At 70.3% G+C, this 17,619-nt stretch carries 17 protein-coding genes; 6 read left to right on the top strand and 11 right to left on the bottom strand.

The features are described from left to right. Positions 1-12 precede the first annotated feature (12 nt). Positions 13-1,599, top strand: a complete 1,587-nt coding sequence (locus WDLP6_RS01415) for a tannase/feruloyl esterase family alpha/beta hydrolase (protein WP_162590909.1) — start codon at positions 13-15, stop codon at positions 1,597-1,599. On the opposite strand, the gene WDLP6_RS01410 is transcribed toward WDLP6_RS01415, so the two are convergent. The 11 genes from WDLP6_RS01410 to WDLP6_RS01360 all read right to left on the bottom strand — a co-directional run bounded on the left by WDLP6_RS01410 (position 1,596) and on the right by WDLP6_RS01360 (position 13,132). Beyond that, entirely contained in the window at positions 1,596-2,345 is a 750-nt protein-coding gene (locus tag WDLP6_RS01410) for a GntR family transcriptional regulator (protein ID WP_162590908.1), read from the bottom strand. The two genes, WDLP6_RS01415 and WDLP6_RS01410, sit on opposite strands and share 4 nt — an antisense overlap. 10 nt (positions 2,346-2,355) lie before the next feature. After that, positions 2,356-3,021 carry a cysteine hydrolase family protein gene (locus WDLP6_RS01405; protein WP_162590907.1) on the bottom strand — a complete coding sequence of 222 codons (666 nt, stop codon included), beginning with the start codon at positions 3,019-3,021 and terminating at the stop codon, positions 2,356-2,358. 20 nt (positions 3,022-3,041) lie between these two features. After that, complete coding sequence (locus WDLP6_RS01400; RefSeq protein ID WP_162590906.1) at positions 3,042-4,682, bottom strand: ABC transporter ATP-binding protein; 1,641 nt, start codon at positions 4,680-4,682, stop codon at positions 3,042-3,044. A gap of 14 nt (positions 4,683-4,696) precedes the next feature. Further along, on the bottom strand, positions 4,697-5,404 hold the full coding sequence (biuH, locus tag WDLP6_RS01395) for a biuret amidohydrolase (protein ID WP_162590905.1): 708 nt from the start codon (positions 5,402-5,404) through the stop codon (positions 4,697-4,699). Positions 5,405-5,412: 8 nt separating this feature from the next. Beyond that, on the bottom strand, positions 5,413-6,456 hold the full coding sequence (locus tag WDLP6_RS01390) for a formamidase (RefSeq protein WP_162590904.1): 1,044 nt from the start codon (positions 6,454-6,456) through the stop codon (positions 5,413-5,415). Positions 6,457-6,474: 18 nt separating this feature from the next. Then, positions 6,475-7,395 carry an ABC transporter permease gene (locus WDLP6_RS01385; RefSeq protein ID WP_162590903.1) on the bottom strand — a complete coding sequence of 307 codons (921 nt, stop codon included), beginning with the start codon at positions 7,393-7,395 and terminating at the stop codon, positions 6,475-6,477. Continuing rightward, on the bottom strand, positions 7,392-8,477 hold the full coding sequence (locus tag WDLP6_RS01380) for an ABC transporter permease (protein WP_162590902.1): 1,086 nt from the start codon (positions 8,475-8,477) through the stop codon (positions 7,392-7,394). Before WDLP6_RS01380 ends, WDLP6_RS01385 begins: the two co-directional genes overlap by 4 nt. 27 nt (positions 8,478-8,504) lie before the next feature. After that, positions 8,505-9,617 carry a BMP family ABC transporter substrate-binding protein gene (locus tag WDLP6_RS01375; RefSeq protein ID WP_162590901.1) on the bottom strand — a complete coding sequence of 371 codons (1,113 nt, stop codon included), beginning with the start codon at positions 9,615-9,617 and terminating at the stop codon, positions 8,505-8,507. A gap of 116 nt (positions 9,618-9,733) precedes the next feature. After that, positions 9,734-10,114: an oxalurate catabolism protein HpxZ gene (gene hpxZ, locus WDLP6_RS01370; protein WP_162590900.1), complete on the bottom strand. Its 381-nt coding sequence runs from the start codon at positions 10,112-10,114 to the stop codon at positions 9,734-9,736. Beyond that, a complete protein-coding gene (gene atzF / locus WDLP6_RS01365; RefSeq protein ID WP_162590899.1) occupies positions 10,111-11,829 on the bottom strand; it encodes an allophanate hydrolase in 1,719 nt (572 codons plus the stop codon). The genes hpxZ and atzF overlap by 4 nt, the downstream gene beginning before the upstream one ends. A gap of 82 nt (positions 11,830-11,911) precedes the next feature. Further along, on the bottom strand, positions 11,912-13,132 hold the full coding sequence (locus WDLP6_RS01360) for an MFS transporter (protein ID WP_162590898.1): 1,221 nt from the start codon (positions 13,130-13,132) through the stop codon (positions 11,912-11,914). 140 nt (positions 13,133-13,272) lie between these two features. On the opposite strand from WDLP6_RS01360, the gene WDLP6_RS01355 reads away from it, so the two are divergent. The 5 genes from WDLP6_RS01355 to WDLP6_RS01335 all read left to right on the top strand — a co-directional run bounded on the left by WDLP6_RS01355 (position 13,273) and on the right by WDLP6_RS01335 (position 17,617). Further along, a complete protein-coding gene (locus WDLP6_RS01355; RefSeq protein ID WP_162590897.1) occupies positions 13,273-14,637 on the top strand; it encodes an AmpG family muropeptide MFS transporter in 1,365 nt (454 codons plus the stop codon). 22 nt (positions 14,638-14,659) lie between these two features. Further along, positions 14,660-14,980: a FitA-like ribbon-helix-helix domain-containing protein gene (locus WDLP6_RS01350; protein ID WP_162590896.1), complete on the top strand. Its 321-nt coding sequence runs from the start codon at positions 14,660-14,662 to the stop codon at positions 14,978-14,980. Between the two features lie 61 nt (positions 14,981-15,041). Beyond that, a complete protein-coding gene (locus tag WDLP6_RS01345) occupies positions 15,042-15,485 on the top strand; it encodes a type II toxin-antitoxin system VapC family toxin (protein WP_162565389.1) in 444 nt (147 codons plus the stop codon). A gap of 135 nt (positions 15,486-15,620) precedes the next feature. Further along, positions 15,621-16,814 carry a beta-ketoacyl-[acyl-carrier-protein] synthase family protein gene (locus WDLP6_RS01340; RefSeq protein WP_232076932.1) on the top strand — a complete coding sequence of 398 codons (1,194 nt, stop codon included), beginning with the start codon at positions 15,621-15,623 and terminating at the stop codon, positions 16,812-16,814. Beyond that, the gene (locus WDLP6_RS01335; protein ID WP_162590895.1) at positions 16,811-17,617 is read left to right on the top strand and encodes a beta-ketoacyl synthase chain length factor; all 807 of its coding nucleotides are present in this window, start codon (positions 16,811-16,813) and stop codon (positions 17,615-17,617) included. Before WDLP6_RS01340 ends, WDLP6_RS01335 begins: the two co-directional genes overlap by 4 nt. The last annotated feature ends 2 nt before the right edge of the window (positions 17,618-17,619 follow it).

The raw sequence follows: 17,619 nt of genomic DNA, 5'->3' as shown, positions 1-17,619 counted from the left end.
AGGAGCACCGGCATGCATTCGCAGAGCGATTCCCACACGTCGACGGCGACGCGCTTCAGGTTCACGCTGGCGCTCCTCGCCTGCGCCACGGCCTGGTGCGGCAGCGCACGGGCCGCACCGATGGCCTGCGCCGAGCTCGAACAGCTCAAGCTGCCGCAAACCACCGTGCAGAGCGCGCTCGAAGTGCCCGCCGGCCCGCTGCCCTCGGGCACGCCGGTGCCGACCTTCCCGCCGAACACGCCGGCCACCCGACTGCCGGCGTTCTGCAAGGTCAAGGCCGTGGTCGCGCCGTCGATCGGCTTCGAGCTCTGGATGCCGCTCACCGGCTGGAACGGCCGCTTCGAAGGCGTGGGCAACCACGGCTTCGCAGGCACGCTTGACTATGGCGACATGGCCTGGCAGCTGGCGCGCGGCTACGCGGTCGCCAGCACCGACACCGGCCATGCGGGCAACGACCCGCTGCCCTGGATGCAGAACCCGCAGCAGCTGGCCGACTACGGCTATCGCGCCGTGCACGAGATGACGGTCAATGCCAAGACCCTCGTCAACGCCTTCTATGACCGTGCCGCGCACCATGCCTACTGGAACGGCTGCTCGACCGGCGGCAAGCAGGCGCTGACCGAAGCGCAGCGCTACCCGGCCGACTACGACGGCATCAGCGTCGGCGATGCGAACTTCGACCAGATCGGCAACCGCGCGCAGTACGTGTGGAACGGCCAGGCCACCTTCGCCAATCCGGCGACCAGGCTGTCGTCGGCGCAGCTGTCGCTCGTCAACAAGGCGGTGCTGAAGGCCTGCGACGCACTCGACGGCGTCACCGACAACTCCATCGAGGACCCTCGCCGCTGCGGCTTCGATCCTGCGGTGCTGCAGTGCCAGTCCGGCCAGGACGCGGCCGCCTGCCTGAGCGGCGAACAGGTCGGCGCATTGAAGAAGCTCTATGCCGGGCCGCGCAACCCACGCACCGGCGAAGAGATCTACCCCGGCCTCACGCCCGGCAGCGAGCTCGGCTGGGGCGGCGTGGTCAACGGCCCGAACATCTATGCGACGGCGGACCAGTTCTTCAAGTACATGGTCTTCAAGCGGCCCGACTGGGACTGGCGCAGCTATGACTTCGATGCCGACTGGGTCACATCGCGCACCGGCTTCGACCGCATCCTCAATGCCACCGACCCCGACCTGCGTGCCTTCGCGCAGCGCGGCGGCAAGCTGTTCCAGTACCACGGCTGGAAGGACACGGTGCATCCGGCGATGCGCAGCGTCGAGTACTACGAGTCGGTGCTGTCCGCGCTCGACGCGCGCGGCGACCGCGAGCAGGCGATCGCGCGCACGCAGAAGTTCTATCGCCTCTTCATGGTGCCGGGCTCCAATGGCTGCGCGAGCACGGGCGACCTGCCCGATGTGTTCGACCCGATGGATACGCTCACGCGCTGGGTGGAGAAAGGCACGGCGCCCGAACGCGTGCTGGTCACGCACAAGACCCGCGGCGCCGTCGATCGCACGCGTCCGCTGTGCGCCTATCCCAAGGTTGCGGTCTACGACGGCAGCGGCAGCAGCGACGAGGCGAAGAATTTCCGCTGCCAGGCGCCCGCCAGCTAGCGCGGCGCGCGGCCCGCGTGCCGCGCCATGTGCACCTGGTGCAGCGTGATCTTGCGCACCTCGGCCTGGCTGGTTTCGATGTGCGCGCGCAGCAGCATCGCGGCCTGGTCGCCGCGGTTGGCGCGGATCGCCTTCAGGATCTTCGCGTGCTCGTCGTAGGTCGCATCGATGCGCGGCTGCTGGGTGAAGTCGAGCCGGCGGATGATGCGGATGCGGTCGGTGACGTCGCGGTGCACGCGCGCCATCTCGCTGTTGCCCGCGGCCGCGACCAGTGCGCAATGAAAGGCCTCGTCCCATTGCGCGACCTGCACCGTGTCGGCGCTGCGCTGCGCGGCCGGCACCAGCCAGATGCCGGCCAGCTGATCGAGCAGGCTGCGATCGACGCGGTGATCGCTTTCGCACAGGCGGTGCACGGCCGTGGTCTCGAGCACCATGCGCAGATCGTAGAGCTGCTCGAACTTGTCGAAGTCGAAAGGCAGCACGCGCCAGCCGCTGCGGAACAGCACCTCGACGAAGCCTTCCTGCTGCAGCCTGAACAGCGCCTGGCGCACCGGCGTGCGCGAGACGCCGAGGCGCTCGCTGATCTCGTTCTCGGTGAAGCGGTCGCCGGGCACGAGCTGGAATTCGGCGACATCGCGCTTGAGCTGCGCGTAGACCTCGTCGGCGCGGGTGCGGAACGCGATCGGTTCTTCCACGGGCGCCGCCGCGGCGGGCCGGGACTTGGGGCGGGGTCGGACGTGGGGCACGCGAAGGATGTTAGTCGTTGCCGAGCGCGGCCCGCAGCGCGGCGCTCGGCGCGGTCCAGCCGACGATCGCGCCCTGGGCGCGGATCATCTCGAGGGCGGCCGTCTTGAAGGCGGGGAAGTAACTCTCGGTGCAGTCCTCCAGCAGCAGGCCTTCGTAGCCGCGGTCGTTGGCCTCGCGCATGCTGGTCTGCACGCAGACCTCGGTGGTGACGCCGCCGAACAGCAGGTGCGTGATGCCGCGCTGCTGCAGCGTCTCGTGCAGCGCGGTGGCGTAGAAGGCGCCCTTGCCGGGCTTGTCGATCACGAGCTCGCCCTCGATCGGCGCCAGCGCGTCGATGATCTGGCTGCCCGGCTCGCCGGCGACCAGGATGCGGCCCATTGGCCCGGCGTCGCCGATGCGCAGGCGCGGGTTGCCGCGGTTGCGCTTGGCCGGCGGGCAGTCGGCAAGATCGGGCCGGTGCGCCTCGCGCGTGTGGACCACGAGGCCGCCGGCGCGGCGCCAGGCCTGCAGCGTCCGGCGCGTCGCGGGCACGATGGCTTCGAGCAGCGAGACGTCGTTGCCCAGCGTTTCGCCGAAGCCGCCGGGCTCGATGAAGTCGCGCTGCATGTCGATCAGCACGAGCGCGGTGTGCGCAATCTCGAACTCGTAGGCGAAGGGCTGGGCGTCGATGCGCATGGGGGCTTTCGGTGGAACGATCAGTGGGGCAAGACACCATCGCTCGCAGGCGCGTGGTGATCGCCGCCGCCCATGTGCGCCCCGAGCACGTGCCGCTCGGCCGTCGCGGCAGCGGTCTCGAAGACGATCCGCCCTTCGCTCATCACGACGATGCGGTCGGCCATCTCGAGCAACTCGTCGAGGTCCTCGCTGATCAGCAGCACCGCGCCGCCCTTCGCGCGCACCTGCATGATCCGGCCGTGGATCTCGGCCACCGCGGCGAAGTCCAGGCCGAACACGGGGTTCGCCGCGATCAGCACGTTGATGTCGCCGGCCAGTTCGCGCGCCAGCACCGCGCGCTGCACGTTGCCGCCCGACAGGCTGCGGATCGGCGCGCCCTCGCCCTGGGTCTTGACGCCGTACTCGGCGATCCACGCACGCGCCCGGCGGCGCCACTGCGCGAAGTCGAGCAGGCCGGCGCCCATCGCGCGCCAGGCCAGCGGCGGCTGGTCGAAGTCGCGCAGCGCCATGTTCTCGGCCACGCTCAGATCGCCGACGCAGGCATTGCGCAGCGGCTCCTCGGGCAGGCTGCGCACCTTGAGGCGGCGGTTCTCCTCGCGCCGCGCGCGGTAGGGCTCGCCCATCACGCTGACCCGCCCGGCCAGCCGCGCGCGCTGGCCGACCAGCGCCTCGACCAGTTCGCGCTGGCCGTTGCCCGAGACGCCGGCCACGCCGAGGATCTCGCCCGCGCGCACCGCAAGGCTCAGGTCGTGCACGGCGAGCGTGCCGCGATCGCCCTGCGCCTGCAGGCCCTCGACCTGCAGGGTGATCGGCGCATCCGCCGCGGTGTCCTTCGCCGCATGCAGCGCGCGCCCGACCCGCGCCGCAGCGTCACCCTCCGGCGGCGGCGCATCGCCCTCGCCCATCATGGCCGCGGCCAGCCGCGCCGGCTCCGTGTCGGCCACGGCACAGTGATGCACGGCCCGGCCGCGCCGCAGCACGGTGACGCTGTCGGCATAGGCCATCACCTCGCGGAACTTGTGCGTGATGATCAGCACGGTGCACTGGCCGCTGCGTGCGAACGCGCGCACGTGGCCCAGCACCTCGTCGGCCTCCTGCGGCGTCAGCACCGAGGTCGGCTCGTCGAGGATCAGGAGGCGCGGCTTCAGGTACAGCTGCTTGAGCAGTTCGAGCTTCTGCTTCTCGCCGGCTGCGAGCTCCGATGGCCGCACATCGAGGTCGAGGCGAAAGGGCGTGGTCGCGAGGAAGTCCGCGAGCTCGATGCGCTTCGTCTTCCAGTCGATCAGCGCCGGCGTCTTGCCGCCGGCCAGCAGCAGGTTCTCGGCCACCGTCATGCCGGGCGCCAGCGTGAAGTGCTGGTAGACCATGCCGATGCCGAGCGCGCGCGCGACCACCGGGTTGGCGATGTCCTGCTCGCGGCCGTCGATCAGGATGCTGCCTTCCTCGGCGCGCTGGAAGCCGGCCACGCACTTGACCAGCGTGCTCTTGCCGGCGCCGTTCTCGCCCAGCAGCGCATGCACCGTGCCGGGCGCGACATTCATCGTCACGCGGTCCATCGCGGTGAAGCTGCCGAAGCGCTTGGTCAGTTCATAGGTGCCGAGTGCGAGCGCGCCGGTGCCGGCGGGCAATGCGCCGATCGGCGTGTGCGAGGCTTCGGACATGCGGCCCCCGTGCCTCACATCGCCGACAGCGCTTCGAGCAAGGCGCCCGAGGGCGCATGCGCGCCGAACACGCCGCCCTGCATGGTGATCATCTTCAGCGCGGCGAGGTGGTTGCCGTGGTCGGTCGCCGCCGTGCAGTCCGACAGCAAGAGGCATTCGAAGCCGCGGTCGTTGGCATCGCGCATCGTGGTGTGCACGCAGACGTCGGTGGTGATGCCGGCCAGGATCAGGTTCTGGATGCCGCGCGTGCGCAGGACCAGCTCGAGGTCGGTCGCATAGAAGGAGCCCTTGCCGGGCTTGTCGATCACGACCTCGCCGGCCAGCGGCGCCAGCGCGGGGATGATCTCCCAGCCCGGTTCGCCGCGCACCAGGATGCGGCCGCAGGGACCGTCGTCGCCGATGCCCACGCCGCCGGCGCCGATCTGGCGCGAGCGCCAGCGCTTGTTGGCCGGCAGATCGGCGAGATCGGGCCGATGGCCTTCGCGCGTGTGGATGACGTGGAAGCCGAGCGGCCGCAGGCGCGCCAGCGTGCGCGCGATCGGCGCGATCGGCGCCTGCACCAGCGACAGGTCGTAACCCATCACGTCGACGTAGCCGCCCTTGCCGCAGAAATCGGTCTGCATGTCGATCACGATCAGCGCCGTGTTGTCGGGCCGCAGCGCGCCGTTGTAGGGCCAGGCATAGGGTTCGGCGGCGACGAAGCATTCGGGTGACGATGGCATGGGCGTGTTCATGTGTCGTTGAGCGTTCGGGGAATCTGCGGCACCAGCGGATGCGCCTCGGGGCCCTGGTAGGCACGCAGCGGCGGCGCGAAGCCGAAGCCGCTGCCGTCGGTCACCCGGACCTGGTCGTGCCACGGCAGGCGGTAGCTGCCCGAGGCCATGTCCTGCATGTAGGTGTAGGGGAAGTCCTGGGCGCCGCCGCGCACCGCGACGTAGCCGCGGTGGTAGAGCTGGTAGATGTTGTTCTCCACGCCCCAGCCGGTGCGGGCCTCGCGCACGAGGTCGGGGCGCAGCTCGGCAGTGATGATTTCGTCGGCGCGGCCGCCGCCCTCGGCCAGCACGGTGCCGTCGAAGTTGCAGAACATGCCCTCGCCCATCGAATCGAATGTGCCGTCGCTGCCGCACATGCAGACGCTCGCGGTATAGGCGAGGTTGCAGAAGGCATTGGCCTGGTTGGTGATGCGCCAGGCGTGGCGGATCGGCGCCGTGTAGCCGGCCGTGCGCAGGATGATCTCGGCGCCCTTGTACGCGGCCTCGCGCGCCATCTCGGGCAGCATGCCGTCGTGGCAGATGAGGAGCGCGAGCTTGCTGCCGTTGGGGCCGTCGCACACCGGCACGCCGAGGTTGCCGGGCTCCCAGGGCTCGACCGGCACCCATGGATGCATCTTGCGGTAGTACAAGCGGATGGCGCCCTTGTCGTCGATGATCAGGCCGCTGTTGTAGGGGTTGCCGCCGGGGTTGGCCTCCATGATCGAGAAGCAGCCCCAGATCAAGTGGTCGATGCAGGCCTGCCGGAAGGCCGCGACCTCGGGCCCGTCGAGCGTGCACATGATCTCGGGCGCGGTGTCCATCGACAGGCCGTGCAGCGAATACTCCGGGAACACGACCAGGTCCATCGTGCCCTGATTGCGGCGCGCCTTGCCGACCAGTTCGCAGATGCGCCGCGTCTGCGCCGCCAGCTCCGCAGGCGTCCTGACCACCGGAAGTTGCAGCTGCACCAGGCCGACGACGACGCCGTGCTCGGATTTGTTCAGACCGCCCAGACCGCTCATTGCCGAGTTCCTTCTTCTTCAACGTGTGGACGAAAGCTCGCCGGGGCTGCCGACGGCCACGCTGCCCGGCTTGCAGGTCAGCACCAGGATCACCAGCGTGAGCACGTAGGGCACCGTGTTGAACAGGTGGTAGCCCCAGCCGACGCCGATCGATTGCAGCGCCGGCCCGATCGCGCCGGCGCCGCCGAACAGCAGTGCGGCGCCGATGCAGCGCAGCGGGCTCCAGCGCGCGAAGATCACCAGCGCCACGGCGATCAGGCCCTGGCCGCTGGAAATGCCTTCGTTCCAGCTGCCCGGATAGAAGAGCGTGAGCGAAGCGCCACCGAGCCCGGCGATCGCGCCGCCGGCCGTGGTCGCGGCGATGCGCAGGCCGGCGACCGAGTAGCCGAGCGCGCGCGTCGCATTGGCCGAATCGCCGGCCATGCGCACCAGCAGCCCGGCGCGCGTGTGCGCGAAGCCCCACCACAGCAGCACCGCCAGCAGGACGCCGACCGGCACCAGCGCATTGAGCTGCAGCGCCGAGCGGATCACCGGGTTGTCGCTCCAGTTGCCGAGCGGAATCGCCGGCAGCTGCGGCGCCTGCGGCTGGATCAGCGGCTTGCCGAGATAAAACGCGAGGCCGGTGCCGAACAGCATCAGCGCGATGCCGGTGGCGACGTCGTTGACGCGATCCAGCGAACACAGGAGGCCATGCAGCAAGGCGAGCAGCGCGCCGGCTGCGGCGCCGGCGAGCACGCCGAGCCAGGGCGACCCTGTCAGCCAGGCGCCGCCGAAGGAAGCCATCGCCGACAGCACCAGCACGCCTTCGAGCCCGAGGTTGATGCGGCCCGACTTCTCGGTCAGGCATTCGCCGAGGCTCACGAACAGGAAGGGCGCGCCGACGCGCAGCGCGCCGCCGACGATGCCGGCCACGAGCGCGATCCACTGGTCCGTGGTCATGGGGTTGCTTCCTCGGCCAGCGGCGCCGGCTGCGTCGGGCGCGGCGCGCGATTGCGCACCAGCGCCTTCCAGTCGATCATGCGCAGCCCTTCGCTGGCCAGGATCAGCACGAAGGCCATGCCCTGCAGCACCAGCACCGAGGCATCGGGCAGCCCGAGCCGGCGCTGCAGCAGGCTGCCCGCCGCGCCGAAGCCGCCGAACAGGATCGCGACCGGAATCACCGCGACGGGGTTGTGGCGCGCGATGAAGGACACCAGGATGCCGGAATAGCCGTAGCCCGCGATCAGCGCGGCATTGGCATTGGTGTGCACCGCCGCGACCTCGACCGCGCCCGCGACGCCGGCACAGGCGCCGCCGAGCCCGCAGGCCGCAAGCACCAGCCGGTTCGCCCGCAGGCCCACGAGTTGCGCGGTGCGCGGGTTGCCGCCCACCACGCGCACCGAGAAGCCCGAGGCGGTGAAGCGCAGCCACAGCCCCGAGGCCAGGCAGGCGACGATGCCGATCACCAGGCCCCAGTGCACGTCGGAGCCGCCGATGCCACCGATGCCCAGGCCGTCCGCGAGCGAATGCGTCGCGGGCTTGTTGAGGCTGGCCGGATCGCGCAGCGGGCCTTCGACGAGGTGCTTGAAGAGGCCGATCGCGATGTAGGCGAGCAGCAGGCTGCTGATGGTCTCGTTGATGCCGCGGTACTGGCGCAGCCAGCCCGCGAAGGCGATCCAGAGTCCGCCCGCGACCGCGCCGGCCACGCACAGCAGCACGGTGCCGGCGATGTTGGCCGGCAGCGGCATTGCATACGGCAATGCGGCGCACGCCAGTCCGCCCAGCACCAGCGCGCCTTCGCCGCCGATGATGACCAGGCCGGCGCGCGCGGGGATCGCAACGCACAGCGCGGTGAGCATCAGCGGCGCCGCGCGCTGCAGCGTGTTCTGCCACGAGAACCAGTCGCCGAACGCGCCCTTGAAGAGGATGACCCAGGTCTGGCCCGGACTCACCCCGGCGAACCAGACGAACACGCCGAACAGCAGCAGCGCCGCCGCGATGGCGAACGCCGGCAGCGCGGCTTCTTTCAATGCGTGGGTCATCGTCGGCTCGCGATGGAAGAAACCGGATCAGCCGGCCGAGCCCACGACGCCTTCGACGAGGTAGTTCATCTTCTCGAGCTCGAGGTCGGTCTGCTTGAGTGTCTTGCCGGCGGGGATCACGACCGCACCCTTGTTGTCCTTCAGGCCACCCTGGAAGATGTCGAAGTTGCCGGCGAGCATCTTCGCCTTGATCTCGTCGGCCTGCTTCTTCGCGGCGTCGGTGACCGTCGGGCCGTAGGCCGACATCTTCACGTAGCCTTCCTTCAGCCCGCCGCGCAGGAAGTTGGGATGGGGCTTGCCGGCCTGCGCCGCATCGACGACGGCCTTGTAGGCGGTGAGCCAGTTCCACTCGGCCCCGGTGAGATAGGCCTCGGGCGCGAGCTTCGCCTGGCTCGCGTGGTAGCCGCACACCATCTTGCCGCGCTTGGCCGCGGTCTCGACGATCACCTTGGGGCCGTCGACGTGCATGGTGAAGACGTCGCAGCCCTGGTCGGCCAGGCTGTTGGTGGCCTCGGCCTCCTTCACGGCCATCGACCAGTCGCCGGTGAAGATCACGCTGCAGGTGATGCCGGGCTTGACCGAGCGCGCGCCCATGGCGAAGGCGTTGATGTTGCGCAGGACCTGCGGGATCGGCTTGGCGGCGACGAAGGCGATCTTGTTGCTCTTCGTCATGTGGCCGGCGATCACGCCGTTGAGGTACTGGCACTCGTCGATGTAGCCGAAGAAGCTGCCGACGTTCTTCGGGTTCTTGTCGGTCCAGAGGCCGCCGCAATGCGCGAAGCGCACGTCGGGATGCTTGGGCGCCACGGCAAGGATGTGGGGATCGAAGTAGCCGAAGGACGTGGGGAACAGCAGCTTGGTACCGTCCTGCGCGATCATGCCGGTCATGGTCTTTTGCACGGCGGCGGTCTCGGGCACGTTCTCTTCCTCGACCACCTTGATGCCGGGCATCTTCTTGAGCTCGGCGGCGGCTTGGGCATGGGACTGGTTGTAGCCGTAGTCATCGCGCGCGCCGACGTAGATGACGCCGACGGTCAGCGGTGTCTGGGCATTGGCGTGCGTACGCCATCCGCCGAGCGTGCCGGCGGCGGCCAGCGCGGCCAGGGACTTGAGGGAATCGCGACGGTTGAACTGGCTCATGGGCGTGCTCCAGGTAATGAGGATGAAGTCGAAGGGAACGGGGGTGAAGTCAACTTGGATACAAGATGGTGTGCATAAACCGTACCAGCGCCGTGCCGGGGTTTTAGGGCCTGAAATCAGCCCAGCAGGCTCACGTGCGCGGCCACCACGCGCCAACCTTGGGCGGTGCGCATCCAGGTCTGGCTCTGACGCCCCGTCCTTGTGCTTCCTTCGCGCCGGAACTCGAGGTTGACGGTCGCGAAGTCGGTGCCGTAGGTGGTGATGACGGTGCGCAGCAGCGCGCGCTTCATGCCTTGCGGCGGTTGCGCCGCGCGGAAGGCGCGGATCTCGGCGTGGCCGTACTGATTGCCGCTGTCGCCGTAGCGCAGCGTGTGCGGGCTGTCCCAGAACAATTCGTCGAGCACCTCGGTCCTGTTGTGGACCAGTGCATCCTCGTAGCGATCGCTGGCGGCCGTGACCTCGGCGACGATGTCGGGAAAATTGATGGCGAGCGTCATGCGATGGCTCCGCTGGAGGCGATGAATGCGCGCCAGCCGCCGTGAGGGGTGATGTCGGCCGCGCCGGCCAGCGCGGCCGCTTCGCAGAGAAAGCCCTGCACGCTGCTGCCGTCCGCGAGCAGGATGCTGCCGATGCCCAGCGGCGACGGGACCAGCGCGACGAAGCCGCCGTAATGCGCGAGCGGCATCTCCCAGACCTCGACGGCGATCGCAGCGCCTTCGCCCGGTGCGACGCGAACGAGGCCGGGCTTGGGCGGCACGGTGCCGGGCAATGCATAGAGGCGGTAGACGGGCGCGGTCTCGGTGGCCGCGCGCAGGCACGCGCCGCGCTCGGTCAGTTGCGCATTCAGCGGCATGCCGCTGAGATGGGCGCCGACGACGGCGACCCGGGCCGTGGCTGCCGGCGCGATCACGGGCAAGGCCTCGGGCGCAGGCATCGGCTCGCCGGTCGCGCCGAGCGCGAGACCCGTCGCATGATGAAAGCGCTGGCCGAGCTCGGCGAGCTGGAAGTCGCTGCCGGAGCGGCCGATCAGCGTGATGCCGAAAGGCAAGCCGTCGGCGCGCAGGCTGCTCGGCACCGAGATCGCCGCATAGTCGAGCAGGTTGACGAAGTTGGTGTATTCGCCGAGCGCGCGGTTGAGCGCGACCGGATCGGCCTGCATCGCCGCGATGGTGCAGTGCGTGGGCGCGGTCGGCACCAGCAGCACGTCGATGTCGCGCCACATCGCACCGGCGCGCTGGCCCAGCGCATGCAGCCGGGTGCGCGCATCGACGTAGTCGGCGGCGCTGTAGTTGCGGCCCTGCGCAAGGATGCTGCGCACCGGCTCGAGCACCTCGGCTTCGTGCCCGTCGAAGAAGTCGCGCACGGCGGCGTAGCGCTCGGCGACGAGTGCGCTGTCGTAGAGCAGCGCCGCCGCTGCGGCCAGCGGTGCGTAGTCGACCGCGACCGGCGCCCCGCCGAGCGCGCGCATCTGTTCGATCGCGCGCTCGAAGGCCGCGGCGGAAAACGCCTCGCCGAAGAAGCGCGGTGCCGACGGCACGCCGAAGCGAAAGCGCGCCGGCAGTGCCTGCGTCGCAAGCGTCAGCTGGCGCGCGTAGGGATCTTCCGCATCGAAGCCCATCGCGGTCTGCAGCACACGCGCGGCAAGCCCGACGGTGCGCGCGAAGATCGACACGCAGTCCACGCTCTGCGCCGCCGGCACCACGCCGCGCGCACTGACCAGTCCGCGCGAAGGCTTGATGCCGACGATGTTGTTGAGCCCCGCCGGCACCCGGCCCGAGCCCGCGGTGTCGGTCCCCAGCGCGAAGTCGGCCTGTCCGGTGGCGACCACGTAGGCCGAGCCGGAGCTCGACCCGCCCGACACGCAGCGCGCATCGAAGCTGTTGGGCACTGCGCCATAGGGCGAGCGCGTGCCGTTCAGCCCGCAGGCGAACTGGTCGAGATTGGTCTTGCCGAGCAGGCTCGCACCGGCATCGAGCAGCCGCCGCACCACCGCGGCATGCACGTCCGGCGTGCGTGCGAAGGCCGGGCAGGCCGCCGTGGTCGGCACGCCGGCCACGTCGATGTTGTCCTTGGCTGCGAAGCGCAGCCCGGCCAGCGGGCCCGAGCTCGCGCCGTGCAGCGGCGGGTCGAGCCGCGTGATCCATGCCTCGGCGGCGAGTCCGCCGGCCGGGCCATTCGCCGCGCCGGGGCGCGGGCCTCCTTCATGCACCATCTTCAAGCATCCTGTCTTGTGTACAAGATGACTTGCAAACGGCGTGCCAGGCGACGCGGCCCGGCGGTATGCGCTGTCGGGATCAGCCGGCGGCTGCGGGCAGCTGCCGCAGCGTGCGAACCTGCGAGGCGAAGATCACCGCGGCCTGCAGCACGAAGCCCGCGCTGGCCAGGAACAGGCAGGCGGGCTCACCCCACCATGCACCGACCAGTCCGCCGAGTGCCGCACCGAGCGGCCGCGAACCGGCATTGACCGTGAGGAACATCGCCGACACGCGCCCCAGCATGGCGCCCGGCGTGACCGTCTGGCGCAGCGTGGTCGAGGTGATGGTCCAGATGATCGGACCGGCGCCGAACAGGAAGAAGGCCAGCGCCGCCAGCGCCGCGAACGGAAAGGCCAGCGTGAGCAGCATGGCCGCCGCCGCCAGCACCGACACGGCGGGCCCGAGCTGGATCGCGCGGCCGAAAGGCATGGCCGTGACGACGCGCGGCGCCAGCAGCGCGCCTACCACCATGCCGGCGCCGTAGCTCGCGAGCGTGACGCCCACGGTGCCGACGCTGAGGCCGAGCATGCGCATCGCATACGGCACGTAGGCCACCTGCAGCACGAACCACGAGATGTTCCACGCGACTGCCGTGAGCAGGATCGGCCGCAGCATCGCATCGCGCCACACCAGGGCCGCACCCTCGCGCAGCGCAGCCAGCGGCCGGTGCGCGGGCGCCGGCTTGCGCGGCGGCTCGACGAGCCGCAGCAGCAGCGCCAGCGCAGCCGCCGACAGCATCGAAGCCAGGATGAAGGCCGCCGAGGCGCCAGCCCAGGCAACGAGAGCGCCCGCAAGCGCCGGCCCGGCGGCAAAGGCCGCGCTGCGCACCAGTTCGAGCCGGCCATTGGCCTGCGCGAACGCCTCGCGCGGCACCAGCGCCGGCACGATGGCCGGCGCCGCGACACTGAAGGCCACGGTGCCGACGGCGCCGACGAAACCGAGCACGGCGAGCAGGCCGACCGACAGCCGGTTGCACAGCACCGCGGCGAGCAGGGCCAGCAGCGCGAGCATGCGCACGGCTTCGGCCCAGCGCATGAGCCGGGCGCGCGAAGTCCGGTCGGCCACGAGGCCCAGCGGAATCGACATCAACAGGAAAGGCAGCGTCTGCGCGGTGGCAAGAAAGCCGATCTCGCCGGGCCCTGCGCCCAGCAGCAGCACGGCCACGATCGGCGCGGCCGCGAGGCTCAGTTGTTCGGCGGATTGCGCCGCGAAATTGGCGCCGGCGAGGAAAGCGAAGGAACGGGGAAGGCGTGACGCCATGGCATGTCTGTTCGTTTGTGAGACCCGATGGTGCGCTCGAAGGCCGCGCGCGCCGGCCGTTTCCGGACATGCCACCGAAGCCTGCACGAAGGGCGCCGGTGCATGCGGGAATAATGGGCGGCCCTCAACGACCGTCGTCCATGTCCGCACCACCGGCTGCCGAAGCCTCCCCTGCCCCACCCTGGCGCGACGCGCTCAAGGTCTATCTCGAACCCGCAACCCTGCGCATGCTGGCGCTGGGCTTCTCCGCCGGCCTGCCGCTGCTGCTGGTGCTGGGCACGCTGAGCTTTCGCCTGCGCGAAGCCGGCGTCGACCGCGCCACCATCGGGTACCTGAGCTGGGTCGGCCTGGCCTACGGCTTCAAGTGGGCCTGGGCGCCGCTGGTGGACCGGCTGCCGATCCCGCCTCTGACCACCTTGCTCGGACGCCGCCGCGGCTGGCTGCTGCTGGCGCAGATGGTCGTGATCGCCGGGCTCGTCGGCATGGCGTCCAACGATCCGCGCGACGGCCTGCCGCCGCTGGTCTGGTGCGCGCTGCTGGTCGCCTTCGGCTCGGCCACGCAGGACATTGCGCTGGACGCCTTCCGCATCGAATCCGCCGCCACGCGCAAGCAGGCAGCGCTGGCGGCGGCCTACCAGACCGGCTACCGGCTGGCGATGATCTGGGCCGGCGCCGGTGTGCTCTGGATCGCGGCCTGGGCCGAGATCACCGGCGCGACGGGCTACCAGAACGGCGCCTGGAAGACCGCCTACCTCGTGATGGCGGCGTCGATGGCGGTGGGCGTGATCACCGTGCTGCTGTCGCCCGAGCCGGTGCGCGTCGCGCTGCCGGCGCCGAAGAACGCGACCGCATGGCTGCGCGAGGTGCTGGTCGAGCCCTTCGCCGACTTCATCCGCCGCTACCGCTGGCAAGCCGCGCTGATCCTGTCGCTGATCGCGATCTACCGCATCAGCGACGTGGTGATGGGCATCATGGCCAACCCCTTCTACGTCGACATGGGCTTCACCAAGGACGAGGTCGCCACCGTGAGCAAGATCTACGGCGTGGTGATGACGCTGGCGGGTGCCTTCGTCGGCGGCGTGCTGTCGGTGCGCCTGGGCGTGATGCGCGTGCTGATGCTGGGCGCGGTGCTGAGCGCGGCGAGCAACCTGCTGTTCGCCGGCCTCGCCTCGCGCGGGCACGACGTCACGGCGCTGGTGCTGGTGGTGTCGGCCGACAACCTGGCCGGCGGCATCGCTTCGGCGGCCTTCATCGCCTACCTGTCGAGCCTGACCAACATCAGCTATTCGGCGACGCAGTACGCGCTCTTCAGCTCGCTGATGCTGCTGCTGCCGAAGTTCATTGCCGGGTATTCGGGGGTTTTCGTGGATGCCTATGGGTACAAGGCCTTCTTCGTCGGCACCGCAGCGCTGGGGTTGCCGGTGCTGGTGCTGGTGGCGCTGGCGGCAAGGGCGAGAAACAGATCGACCACGCCGTCGGGCCAAGGATCCCAAATGGCGCCATAATGGCGCCATTTGGGAGATTTGGATGGTCAGCCTGTCCCTGAAAGACGTTCCCGAGGCCCTCGCCGAGCAGCTTCGCCAGCGCGCGGCGCGCAATCACCGCTCGCTGCAGGGCGAGCTGATGGCCATCATCGAACAGGCGGTTCGCGGCGCAGATAGCACCGTGGCTGGCGCCGTCCCGTCGCCGGCCACTGCAACGACGCGCGGCCATGGCCAGCAAATCATCCGCCGCGGTTCAAAGACGACCGAGCAGATCGCCGCCGAGCACCGCGTGCGCTTTCCGCAGCCGATCACCGCCGGCCCGCTCGCGGTCGATATCCTGCGCGCTGAACGGGACGCTCGTTGAGCGCCGCGCCGGGCCGCCCCAAGCAAGCTCGCACCGCAGTGCGAAGCACGGAGGTTGCCTTATGAGCCCGGCGCCGCGCCCCGTCTTCGTCGCGGAGCCGCCGGCCGCGTACCTGCCGCGCCCGCCGATGGTGGTGGACTGCAGCGCGCTCAGTGCCGTCCTGTTCGACGAGCCAGCGCGCGACGAGGCGCTGGCGCGTCTGGCGGGCCGGAGCCTCATGGCGCCCGGCCTGCTCGACCACGAGATCGTCAGCGTCGCCCTGAAGAAGCGCCGGCAGGGCTGGCCGGAGCACTCGCTCGCCCAGGCACTGGCCGACTACGAGGCCCATGACATCGAACTCCATCCGATCGACCTCGCCGGGCAGTACGCGCTGGCCGCGCGCTACGAGCTCTCGGCTCATGACGCGGCCTACCTTTGGCTGGCCGCGGAACTCAGGGCGCCGCTGGCCACCTTCGACCAGCGGCTTGCGGCCGCCGCGCAGGCACACCTCAGCACGCTGCCTTGAATGCGGGCCCGCGACGCAATGTCCCTGCGCCGCGACCGCAGGGTTTCGACCGACGCCGCGACAGGGCCATCAGCTGGTAGGCTGTGACGTTTTTCACAATTCACCCCCTTCCTCTTCCCCTGCCGCCTTTTCATCGTGCCGCCCTCTCGCATCCAACCCCTCCAGATCAGTGCCTACACCGCGACTTGCGCGGTCGGTGTCGGCAAGGCCCCCTTGGTCGCCGCGCTCGAAGCGTCGCGCAGCGGACTGCGCGCCAATGATTTCGGACCGCAGCCGCTGCCGACCTGGATCGGCCGTGTCGACGGCCTCGAAGACCTTCGCCTGCCCGCGACGCTGGCGAAATGGGACTGCCGCAACAACCGCCTCGCGTGGCTGGGCCTGCAGGCCGATGGCTTCCTCGACGCCGTGGCGGCGGCGCGCAAGCGCTACGGCCCGGCGCGCATCGCGCTGGTGCTCGGCACCTCGACCTCCAGCATCGGTGAGACCGAGCTGTCCTATACCCAGCTGGTGGACGGCCGCTTTCCGCCCGACCAGCAGCGCCCGGCGGTCCACACGCCGCACTCGCTCGCGCTGTTCGTGCAGGAAGCGCTGGGCCTCGAAGGGCCGGCCGAGACGATCTCGACCGCCTGTTCGTCGAGCGCCAAGGCCTTCGCCTCGGCCGAGCGCCTGATCCGCCTCGGGCTGGTCGACGCGGCCGTGGTCGGCGGCGTGGACACGCTGTGCGGCAGCGTGCTGTTCGGCTTCAACTCGCTCGAGCTGGTGTCGCCCGAACGCTGCCGGCCTTTCGATGCCGACCGCAACGGCATCAGCCTCGGCGAGGCCGCGGGCTTCGCGCTGATCGAACGCGGCGCGGGCCGGCTCGAACTGCTGGGCTATGGCGAAGCGAGCGATGCCCACCATATGTCGACGCCGCATCCCGAAGGCCTGGGCGCCGAGCGCGCGCTCGACGACGCGCTGGCGCGCGCCGGGCTGGCCACCGATGCGATCGACTACATCAACATGCACGGCACGGCCAGCGCGAAGAACGACGAGGTCGAAGGCGCACTCGTCGCGCGCCGCTTTCCGGCCGGCACGCATGCCAGCTCGACCAAGGGCTTCACCGGCCACACGCTGGGCGCGGCCGGCATCGTCGAGGCCGTGATCAGCCTGCTCGCGATCGAGACCGGGCTGAAGCCCGGCACCGTCAACACCACCACGGTCGACGCCGACTGCGGGCCGCAGATCCGGCTCAAACCCGCGCGCTGCGAGGTGCGCTACGCCCTCAGCAATTCCTTCGGCTTCGGCGGCAACAACTGCTCGCTGGTGTTCGGCAAGGGAGCCGGGGCATGAGCAGCACGCCCACGCTCTACATCGAAGGCCCCGCGTTCTGGGCGCCGACGCTGCCCGGCTGGGAAAGCGCACGCGCGGTGTTCCGCGGCGAGGCCGCGCCGGCCGATCCGCCGGCCAAGCGGCCTTCGCCGCAGCTATTGGCACCGGCCGAGCGGCGGCGCGCGCCCGACACGGTGGCGCTCGCGCTCGAAGTTGCGGCGGCGGCCGTCGAATCCTCCGGACGCAAGGCGGCCGACCTGCCCTGCGTGTTCGCCTCCGCGCACGGCGACCTCGGCATCAACGACTACATGTGCAGCACGCTGGCCAGCGACCCGAAGCTGCTGTCGCCGATCAAGTTCCACAACTCGGTGCACAACGCCGCGGTCGGCTACTGGACCATCGGCACCGGCTGCATGGCGGCCAGCAACTCGCTCTCGGCCTACGAAAGCAGCTTCGCGGCCGGCCTGCTCGAAGCCGCGGCCCAGTGCGCCGCCGACCGGCAGGCGGTGCTGCTGGCCGGCTACGACATGCCGGCGGTGGGGCCGTTGTCCTCCGTGACGACCAGCCGCGAGCTGCTGGCCGTGGCACTCGTGGTGGCACCGGAGCGCACCGAACGCACGGTCGCGGCCTTCGAGTGGTCGCTGGTTTCCGGCGCACCGCTGCCCGCGGCCGCGCAGTCCGATGCGGCACGCGCGCTCAACGCCAATGCGATGGCCGACGCGCTGCCGCTGTTCGAGGCGCTGGCGCGCGGCGGCGCCGAATCCGTGAGCATGCCGATGTCGGCCGTGCTGTCCCTGCAACTGCGGCTCATGCCGCAACCCTGAGC

The organism is Variovorax sp. PBL-E5 (assembly GCF_901827185.1).
Classification (GTDB): domain Bacteria; phylum Pseudomonadota; class Gammaproteobacteria; order Burkholderiales; family Burkholderiaceae_C; genus Variovorax.
Note: the sequence above shows the minus strand (reverse complement) of the source record. Positions and strands in the feature narration are given on the sequence as shown.